General features: G+C 57.8%; 9 protein-coding genes. 3 read left to right on the forward strand and 6 right to left on the reverse strand.

Annotated elements, in window-relative coordinates:
• Positions 1–202 precede the first annotated feature (202 nt).
• The 3 genes from ABF824_RS07455 to ABF824_RS07465 all read left to right on the forward strand — a co-directional run bounded on the left by ABF824_RS07455 (position 203) and on the right by ABF824_RS07465 (position 4331).
• Complete coding sequence (locus ABF824_RS07455; protein WP_415487605.1) at positions 203–1906, forward strand: porin; 1704 nt, start codon at positions 203–205, stop codon at positions 1904–1906.
• 183 nt (positions 1907–2089) lie between these two features.
• Positions 2090–2680, forward strand: a complete 591-nt coding sequence (locus ABF824_RS07460) for a CarD family transcriptional regulator (RefSeq protein WP_415487607.1) — start codon at positions 2090–2092, stop codon at positions 2678–2680.
• A gap of 16 nt (positions 2681–2696) precedes the next feature.
• Positions 2697–4331, forward strand: coding sequence for a tetratricopeptide repeat protein (locus tag ABF824_RS07465; protein ID WP_415487609.1), 1635 nt, complete (start codon positions 2697–2699; stop codon positions 4329–4331).
• 8 nt (positions 4332–4339) lie between these two features.
• On the opposite strand, the gene ABF824_RS07470 is transcribed toward ABF824_RS07465, so the two are convergent.
• The 6 genes from ABF824_RS07470 to ABF824_RS07495 form a co-directional block, all read right to left on the reverse strand.
• Positions 4340–4516 (reverse strand): hypothetical protein, encoded by a 177-nt coding sequence (locus ABF824_RS07470; RefSeq protein WP_415487611.1) that lies wholly within the window; start codon positions 4514–4516, stop codon positions 4340–4342.
• Positions 4513–5466 carry a hypothetical protein gene (locus tag ABF824_RS07475; protein ID WP_415487613.1) on the reverse strand — a complete coding sequence of 318 codons (954 nt, stop codon included), beginning with the start codon at positions 5464–5466 and terminating at the stop codon, positions 4513–4515. Before ABF824_RS07475 ends, ABF824_RS07470 begins: the two co-directional genes overlap by 4 nt.
• Positions 5463–6416: an MlaD family protein gene (locus tag ABF824_RS07480; protein WP_415487615.1), complete on the reverse strand. Its 954-nt coding sequence runs from the start codon at positions 6414–6416 to the stop codon at positions 5463–5465. Before ABF824_RS07480 ends, ABF824_RS07475 begins: the two co-directional genes overlap by 4 nt.
• The gene (locus ABF824_RS07485) at positions 6416–7093 is read right to left on the reverse strand and encodes an ABC transporter ATP-binding protein (RefSeq protein ID WP_415487623.1); all 678 of its coding nucleotides are present in this window, start codon (positions 7091–7093) and stop codon (positions 6416–6418) included. Before ABF824_RS07485 ends, ABF824_RS07480 begins: the two co-directional genes overlap by 1 nt.
• 82 nt (positions 7094–7175) lie before the next feature.
• Complete coding sequence (locus tag ABF824_RS07490) at positions 7176–8030, reverse strand: MlaE family ABC transporter permease (RefSeq protein ID WP_415487625.1); 855 nt, start codon at positions 8028–8030, stop codon at positions 7176–7178.
• Between the two features lie 98 nt (positions 8031–8128).
• Positions 8129–9235, reverse strand: a 1107-nt coding sequence (locus ABF824_RS07495) for an adenylate/guanylate cyclase domain-containing protein (RefSeq protein WP_415487617.1), incomplete at its 5' end; no start/stop codon positions are given.

Here is a 9235-nt window from a genome sequence, read left to right on the forward strand (position 1 = left end):
CTTGCGATCACAAGAAAGTTAGAAGCCACCCTTAACCATTGACCGTCATTACCTTTTTGTCACACTTTGAGCGTAAGAAAACATTGCTGGACTATTTTGCGGCTTGATCGGTCGCGACGGCATTGTTTCGGCTGTGGATACAAAAAGGACTGAAATGATCGTGATTCAGCCGGCCTCCAATCGTTGCCCGCGTGCGTGCCGAATGAGTCACCTTCCATCCGCGCCCGAAAAATTCTCGAAACACGGTCGTCTGTCATCCTTTGCCTTCATCGGCCTGCTGGCGGGCGTTTCCCTGTTGGCCATGGCCAGTCCGGCCCACGCCGACGAATACACTGACCTGCTCGATATTCTCCATGTCAAAGGCAGCCTTACGACAGGAGAATATGGGGCGCTGCTAAGCAAGCATCGTCAGCGCCTCAGAGCCGAGGCTCAGACTGCTTCCGCATCGACGGATCGTCCGTTGCGTGCCTCTACCCGCACCGCCTCAGGTGTGCGTGGACACACCGTCTCCACGGTTGCGAGAGGCTCTCATGGTGGATATGCAAATCCGGATGTAACACCGGTTTTCCTTGATGCGCAGGACGCGGCAGATAACGCCGCCGCCAGCGCACGTTCCGCCCATGATTCCATGCTGGCCGCGCAGGCCGCGATGCGGGATCCAACCATTGTCCGGACCGATAAATACGTCCCCGGCAAAGGTGTGACCTTCCACGCGGGTGAGATTTCCATCAATCTCTCCGGCTTCGTGAACGGCTTCTATACCTACGATAATGCTTATGGGCGCTATGTGGGCGGCGGCACATCTGCTGGCGCTGGTGGAAGCCGCTTCGACGCATCCGCTGTGCGTAACGGCTATCTCCCAGCCGCGCTGATCACGAAAATCTCGACCACGCAGAACGGCATCGACATGCAGGCGGTGTTCGGCATGTATCCGGGCATGAACAACAACAAGCCCGGGGCACTCAACGCCAACTCGGGCGGCAGCGCTGTCGGACTTGGAACGCCCGGTATCGATTTTCGTCAGGTCTACATGACCTTCGGAAACAAGAATATCGGCACGTTCAAGGTCGGTCGTGATCTCGGAATTTATGGTTCTGACGCCATCCTGTCGGATGCGACCCTCATCACCTTGGGCTCGATTGGCGGCAATTCCATGCCCGGCAATACGTCGCTGGGCCGCATTGGCGTTGGTTACCTTTATGCCGACTGGATACCGCAGATTTCTTACCAGTCGCCCATGATGCATGGCGTTCAGGTGACCGTCGGCGTCATGCAGCCGATGGATGAATTCAATTTTGCCGGCACGAACGACAATGGCGCTGGTCCCGATGCCCTGTCGGCACAATCCACCCACCATGGATCGCCGATGGTTCAGGGCAAGGTCACCTATGACTTTGAGAGCAACAACATCAAAGGTCGGGTCTGGGCGGGCTTTCTCGTTCAGCACCAGCAGCGGCTCTACTCCTCCGTGCTGAGCGAGCAGGACAAGAAAAGCGCAATGGTTGAGGCCGGAGAAGTTGGTGGCAAGCTCAGCTACAAGGGGCTGGAAGGCGTCGCCTATTATTACCGCACAAGCGGTCTCGGAACGAGCGGTCTGTTCTTCGATGGCGTCACGCCCACAGGTCACAAGCGTGATTCAGAAGGCTATTATGTACAGGTCAGCTATTCGATTGGCAAAAAATTCCGTCTTGCTGGCAGTTACGGCGTAAGCAACCTGTATCAGGCGCCGGGTGAGATCGATAATGTTCTCGTTCGGCGTAATGAGTCTGAAGTGGGTGCCCTGTTCTACAAATGGACGGACTGGCTGCAACTTGTTGCAGAATACAGCCACACGGAATCCATCGCTCACAACCGAAATCGTGGAAAAGACAATTCCGCATCAGGCGGTGCCGTGCTCTTTTTCTGATATCGGCTGGGTCTTCACCCTGCCATTCCTTGAAAAATGTTACGTAAATACTGCTGAATTTTCTCAGAAAGATACATTTAAACGAACTTTTAGATCATGTGTTCGTTCTAGCCTCTGTCCATCAGTCTACGGCTAACCAAAAGCCCGAGACAGAAGTGGGTTTTTATGATAAAGCTGAGCACCATGAGCACATTCAGATCACCTCCAAAAGGCGGCGTCACGGACGCCATGGCACGCACGGCTGCGGCCACCACAGCTGCACAGGCCAAAACCAAGGTCAAGGACGAAGATCCTTTTCAGGAAGGCGATGCGATCGTCTATGCCGCTCATGGCGTTGGTCGTGTCGATCGGATTGGCGTTGACGAGATTGCCGGAACAAAGCTGGAAGTCATCCAGATTTCCTTCCCCGGCAACCAGATGACGCTGCGTATTCCTTTGATGAAAGCCCGCAAGGCTGGACTACGGAAAATCGTTTCGCGCGAGATTGTCGACAAGGCCATGTCGATCATCAAGGGCAAACCGCATGTCAGCAAGGGCATGTGGGCACGTCGTGCCGTGGCCTACCAAGAAAAGATCAATTCCGGTGATCTTGTCCAGATTGCGGAGGTGCTGCGTGATCTTCGCCGCAATGTGGACAGTCTCGATGGTAGCTTCAGCGAACGGAAACTGTTCGAAGCCGCTCAGGAGCGATTTGTGGCTGAAGTCGCCGTTCTAGAGAAAAAAGATCCTACCGACGTTCTTGAGTCTCTGACCGCCGTCATGAAGGCAGCCTGAACGCCAGATACGAACGGTGCCGAAAGCCTCCCTCACCTATCTCCAGCCTTCTCCCGACGTTTCAGCCGACAATCATCTGTCGCTCCTGATCCGTCGGGCGGAAACGGAAGTGGAGGCCGGCCATTTCGAAGACGTCAAGGCCGCCTTGGAGCCTTACGCTGGGCGCGGAAATCACAACGTCGATCTCCTCCTCGCCTTTGCCCTGACAGGGCTGAGACAACCCCAACAGGCAGCGCCCCTTCTCGTATCGGCCGGTTTGACCAATCAAGGTGGACACCATCCCGCCGTCAAACTGATCGATAGATTTGGCACTCTCAATCAAAGGGAAGCCGCCAGAGATACGATCGAAGCCACCCATCGATTGACGCCCAATGATCCCCGCATTTTGGATGCTTTGGGGGACATACTATGCCACCTTGGCCGTTACGATGAAGCGATTGAAGCGCTAGATCGCTCTCTAGCCATCCGTCCTGTTTCTCCTCTGACCCTCAATTTCAAAGCCATTGCGCTGATGGAAAAAGGAGAGGTGGAACAGGCCGCCGAAATTTTCAGAAAAGTGTTGGAACTGATGCCGGACAATGCGAGCGCCTTGTCCAATCTTGCCTGCCTGTACTCGGCTACGAACCGGCCTGAAGACGCCCTCGCCCTGTATCGCTCAGCCGTTCTGGAACGCCCCACAAACGCGGTCATCCGCCTCAATTATTCCATCTCGCTTCTGAAAGCCGAGCGGTATGCGCAGGGGTGGACGGAACATGAGTGGCGGCTGAAACTTCCGGGACACTCCCAACTCCCGGAACAACGCCTGCTGCCGTCTCTGGGCGCGGGCGTCGACATAAGAGGCAAGCGCGTACTGGTGACGCAGGAAGAAGGTCTCGGGGATACGCTGATGTATCTCCGCTATCTTCCCGCTCTCGCGCGTCGTGGGGCAATCGTTCATGTCTGGGTTCCCGAGACGCTAGGCGATCTCTGTCGTCGCGTGGAAGGTATCGCCATCACGCAGGTGGGCGGCACGCTTCCGGAATATGACTGGCACTGTCCCTTCATCAGTCTGCCAAGGGTGTTTGTCGGCACTGAGGATGAGTTCGGTGCACCGGTGCCTTATCTTCACGCCGATCCGCTGAAAGTTGCCGAAGCCAGAAAGCTTCTGCCCCAGAATGGCAAACTGAATGTCGGTCTGGTCTGGGGCGGTGCGCCGCGCCCTCACCTCACCAGCGCCATGATGCTCGACAGAAGACGTTCGATGCATCTCACCCAGCTCGATCTGCTAGGCAAAATCCCGGGCATCAATCTGATCAGTTTCCAGAAAGGCCCCTATGCCGAGGAAGGCACAACCCTTCCGTGCGGCACGCCCCTTTATGACCTGATGCCCTATTGCGATACGCTCGACGATACAGCGGCTTTCCTCATGGGCATCGACGTTCTGGTGTCGGTCGATACATCCGTCGTGCATCTTGCGGGTGGCCTGGGGTGTCCGGTGCTGCTGATGGACCGTTTTGACAATTGCTGGCGCTGGCTTTCAGGGCGCGAAAGCTCGGTCTGGTATCCGGATCTGACAATCTTTCGCCAACAACGGCCCCGTGACTGGACGGGCGTTGTCAAACAGGTAGCCAAGGCGTTACGCGCCATGTCAGTGAAAAAACGCAGTTCTTGATCGCCCTCTTATTGCTGAACGGTCGGCACCTTGTACCATTTGGGCGCATGCTGACCCATGTGATGCTTGGAGTGAAAGCCCTCAGCGGGATCCGAACTGTCATCCGCGCACCCGCTCAGAGCCACACCAGCGATCAACACCAATCCCATATTCTTCACGAACTGCATGACTTTTGCGCGCCTCATTGAGTGGGCTCCTGACTTATGAACGGTTGAATGGGGGCAAGGCCACCTGATTCATTCATCAGATCACGCGCCTCGGTTCCGGGTTTGACATCAGAGCCTCCATTCGCGCCCAGACTCTGTGACGCCTGAGCGAAAAGCGATTTTGCGCGTGCTTCCTGCCCGGTGGCGCGCGCAGCCTGTCCTTCGAGAGCCAAAGCCCGGGCCATCGCCTGATAGTCACCCGTGTTCCGACGCAAGCCGACAGCGCTAGACGCAAATTCAATCGCCTGCTGCGGCTGAGTGAAGAGAACCTGCCGCGCCTGCAATTCCGCAAGATCGGCCTGCTGCACGGCCGAATGAGGCGGTTTGGCAGACTGCAACTGCGAAATGGCCGCGGACAATGTTGCCCCGTCTCCCTGTTTCGCCGCGATAAGTCCCCTGATGAATGCGCCACGCAGGGCAATATCCGACTCAGGTGAAGCTGCCGCCAGTCGTGCATCTTCCGCAGCGGCGGAGAGCCGGTTCAGTCGATAATCAGCCGCCGCCGCCACGAGATTAAGGCTACCGTGGCTGATGCTGAGGCCCGCATCACCCTGCGTGGTTTTTGGAAGACCGCCTTCAACGGCGGATGCTTCCCGTCCCTGCCTCATCATCAAGGCAGTGCGTGCGTTCTGCACTGTCGCAAGGGCATCCGTCGGGTTGCCTGCCGCCAGTTGTGTCACAGCCAGATTGTAGGAGGCATCTCCGATTGCTCCAGCATCATCCCGTCGGAGCGCCAGCCGCGCAGCCTCGCGATAGGAACGTTCTGCAACACTATAGCGCTCGAGAGCAAAAGCCTGACTGCCAGCATCCATGGACTGCTGATAGGCTGAATCCTGCGTCTGGATAGTCTCATCCTGCGTGCCTCCTCCACAGGAAGAGAGAAAAATACACCCGGCCAAAGCCAGAGAGCGGCGCAGTTCCATCTTCATGGAGCCACCTTTCTTGCTGGCAGTCTGTTACTGGTTTTCGTCGCGCCGTGTCCGCCCAGCAGCCAGAGACCGCGCAACTGGTCGGTCAGTTTCTGCAGCGTATAGAGCGTCGTCTGTGTCTGGGTGAGCAGCGCGGGAACACTAGCCACACTTTCATCCGCATTTTTCATGATGGACGGCAGACGAGGCGTTGCCTTCTTCAGATCACCTGTAGCCGATTTCACGTTCGCCATGGTGTCATCGGTCTTGGAGAGAATACGCCGCAACTGCTCTTCCTGAGGACGCAGGCGATTGATCACTTCGTTCAGTGACACGATCATCGCTTCGGATTTCCGGATCAGCTCATCATTGGTCATCAGTTGTCCAATGGTGCCCTTGCCTTCATGCATGTCGGTAATGGCGTCATCAAGCTGTGACATCATGTGCCGCGCGCTCGCCAGGGTTGGCATGATCTGCGCCTGAATGTCTTTCAGCGTCTGGGTGATCATGTCGGTAGGACTTGGTTCCGTCACGGCATTGATGACAGCGTAGTTCCAGTCCATCGGAGCACCAGAGCCACGCGTCAGATCGAGGTAACTGGCGCCTGCAACCACGAACTGTTTGCGGATGACCGCCGTGCTGTCACGGCGCAGAAATGGTTCTACCTGCGGGTCGAGGTCAATCAACGCATACATACCGCCGGTCGGATTCAGCTTGATGGCGCGAATGGTACCTGCGTGAGCTCCCAGAATCTGGACATCGCCACCGACCGTCAGACCACCAACGCCACTTTCCGGCAGCACCACCCGCAGGCGCGCGGGAGGACTCAGCCAGTCACTCAGCACACCCGCCTCGATCACCGCGGCAGCGAAAACCACGATGGCTATAAGAACCAGCAGACCAACCCATTCGTCAGCATAGCGCAGATGGATGAGCGGTCGGCCTTTCTGTCGTAACCTGATCTGAAACATCAGCGTCTCCGTATCGCTATCAATCCATCATCCGCCAGCCGCCACAAGGCGGTGACAGTCTGACGATAGGGTTGCCAGACCCGTGAATCCCTGACCAGCCAGACGACGGCAGCCCCTCTGTCCCGCGCTTCCGTGAGGCACTGGAAAAACGCAAGCGACAGGTCGACGGGGCTCGTTTCCAGTGGGTCTTCAATCATGAGAAGTTGTGGCTGCCCGAGAAAAGCTCGCACGCAGGCGGCGCGCGTCAGGTCACCCTGTGAAAGATACCGGGGCGTGTCCGTTGGAATCCCCGGTAGCCCGAACAGGGTGCTCAGTCTCAGAGTTTCCTGTGTCAGATCTTCCAAGGAAACATCTGTATGATGCATCTGCTTGAGCATCATTGAAACATGCGTGCCGAAAAGATCGCTCCAGATGGCGCGACGCGTCATGCGGCCAATTCGTCCCCGCAGGGCGTTCCGGTGGCGATCATCCAGATCGTTCCAGTCCATACCCATGAAACGGGCATGGCCGCTGCTCAGATGAATCATGCCCGAACACAGATCCGCAAACATGGTAGCGCGCAGCATATCGCGACATTCTATGACGACGCATTCGCCCGACATCACACGCAGAGCAAACGGGACTGGCGGAAGGCTGCTGTCATCAAATCTCGGAACCGCTTCCGCCAGTTCAAGCATGGGGCCGCTCAGCCGCTTCACTCTTCACCTCCCGTCGCCCACCACGGCTGTTCCAAAGAGAAAGTCATTACCCCTCTCCTTCTCACAGCTTGAGGCTGAACAGAACGCTGACCGTCATGACGATCAGCATCCCACGGGAAAACCCGCGTGGGAGGAGAGTGGCGATGGAATCCTCATTGGAGGCAGTCAGGCCGCCAACACAGCACCCCAGCCCCACCAGAAACCCGACGACGACGAACTTCAGCGGAATAAGAAGATAGTCCGCCGATGTCATGGCGGTGACCACATCGTAGTAGAATGAAAAGAGGGAATTGGAGAGGGCGCCGGATGCCCGGCTGATGATGTAACCCGTCGTCAGGGACGCCAGTGAGAACATGATGCCCAACGTAAAGCCAGCCACCGTGAAGGCCAGCGTACGGGGCACGACAAGCAGCAGGAAAGGATCCAGACCTTCCGCCTGCATGGACCTGACCTGACCACCCGTCGCAAGAATCCCCACCTCGGTCAGCGAGAGCATGCCGTTCCGGCCCAGCATGAGAATCCCGACAAGAATGGGCGCAAGCTCCCGCACAATGACCGTCACAAGCACCGAGCCGGTCATCTTCGCCATGCCTGCAAAACCGAGCCAGTAAATGGCCTGCGACACTACGCCCACGCCGGTCAGCCCGCCCATGACCATCGTGCTGAAAAGCCCGCGCCCCGCCACAGCCGACAAGGTGAGTTGGAACTCGTAACGCACGGTCCGACGCCATGTGTTGGAACGCATGCTCTCCCGCACGACACCCCAACCGGTGCCAAGCATGATGAGCAGAAACCAGACCTGTCGCCTGACCAGCGCACCGATGTCCCCGAGAAAATGCGCTATCCGGTCACCAATCGTGGCATTGGATGACGTATTGTCATCATTGCCGTGGAAAGTGCCGGGAGGCGCACCCATCCCGTGGGCTAACTGCCCCGTATCTTCGAGATGGGACTCTGTGGGAGGAACATTCCGGCTTTCGCCGTCATTCCCCTGCCCCGGTTCCGTCGGCGGCGTCACTGGCGTGTTGCGAGCACATAGACCCGCCCTATTCCGGTTCGCTGCGCATAGAACGATCCGCGGCTATGGAACAGATAGTGCTCACGGAGAGCCTGATACACGCGTTCCGTAACCTCGATTGTGCCAGCATCCGGCGCGCCCTGCGCCATCAGTTCGGCCAGCGTCACCGCCTCGCCCCACAGATTGAAGGTCTTTGGCTCCTTGCCGAGTTCACCACCCATGGCCGGACCAAAATCCATTCCTATGCTGAAAATCGGTTCGATATTGATCGTGGCGAGGAGCGTCATGCAGGTCTCTCGCAACACGAGCGCTGCTTCAGCCAGTCGCCAGATGGCGGTTGGATCGGGATCCTTGGTGCAGCCCGCCACGCAGATAAGGCGATGGCCTGCGGCCTTGACCGAGAACAGATTGTAGCGGATGGCGATTTCCTGCACTTCCGTCGCAATCCGGTCGATCAGCGGCAACAGTTCGGACCCATCGTCGCCCTGCTCCATTTCCGGGTCGGAGAAGGTGATGACCATCACGGCCACGCTGGGGAAAAGGCCCTGCCCGACCTCGCCACTCACCTTCGGCGCCTCCATCAGCGCCTCATCCAGACGGGGTGGCGGCAGTGACTGACTGCTGCCAGCGATTTCCGCCGCTGTCGTCGCGTCCTTATCCGGCACTTCCTTCATTTCCGCGAAGCGGAGGGCGGCCACGGATGAGACAATATCGAGGAAATAGCGAATCTGTTCCGCATCGGGCGCATCTTCCAACGTGATGACGCCGACAACACCGGAATGACCATCGCTGGTCCCGCGAATGGGGTGCACTGCCAGCGCCCGCGTGCCGACATCCCTCATGACGGTGCGCTCGTAGGATGCCGTGCGGGGATCGCTCCCAGCCACGTTAACAAGGAAAGGCGTTCCCGTGTCGACAGCCTTGAAGAACTCTTCCATGTCCTTGCGGGACAGTTCGAACCCACCAGAATGCGCCTCGAGCGTGGCGTCGTAGCTATCCTCGCAGATCAGCGCTGTTCCATCATGCAGCAGACGCCATGTGGCGACCCTACGCGCCCGGCTGACACGCGCCAGTTCCTCTGTCAGGACCAGCGCTTCGTCCTT

Origin of the sequence: Acetobacter sp. (assembly GCF_047721705.1) — a bacterium.
In the GTDB taxonomy this organism is placed as follows: domain Bacteria; phylum Pseudomonadota; class Alphaproteobacteria; order Acetobacterales; family Acetobacteraceae; genus Acetobacter.

Excerpts from the sequence above, each read along its gene's own strand:
- ABF824_RS07485 (WP_415487623.1), bottom strand. The coding sequence starts at position 7,093 with ATGCTTGAACTGGCGGAAGCGGTTCCGAGATTTGATGACAGCAGCCTT.
- ABF824_RS07460 (WP_415487607.1), top strand. The coding sequence starts at position 2,090 with ATGAGCACATTCAGATCACCTCCAAAAGGCGGCGTCACGGACGCCATG.
- ABF824_RS07475 (WP_415487613.1), bottom strand. The coding sequence starts at position 5,466 with ATGAAGATGGAACTGCGCCGCTCTCTGGCTTTGGCCGGGTGTATTTTT.
- ABF824_RS07480 (WP_415487615.1), bottom strand. The coding sequence starts at position 6,416 with ATGTTTCAGATCAGGTTACGACAGAAAGGCCGACCGCTCATCCATCTG.
- ABF824_RS07455 (WP_415487605.1), top strand. The coding sequence starts at position 203 with ATGAGTCACCTTCCATCCGCGCCCGAAAAATTCTCGAAACACGGTCGT.
- ABF824_RS07470 (WP_415487611.1), bottom strand. The coding sequence starts at position 4,516 with ATGAGGCGCGCAAAAGTCATGCAGTTCGTGAAGAATATGGGATTGGTG.
- ABF824_RS07490 (WP_415487625.1), bottom strand. The coding sequence starts at position 8,030 with ATGGGTGCGCCTCCCGGCACTTTCCACGGCAATGATGACAATACGTCA.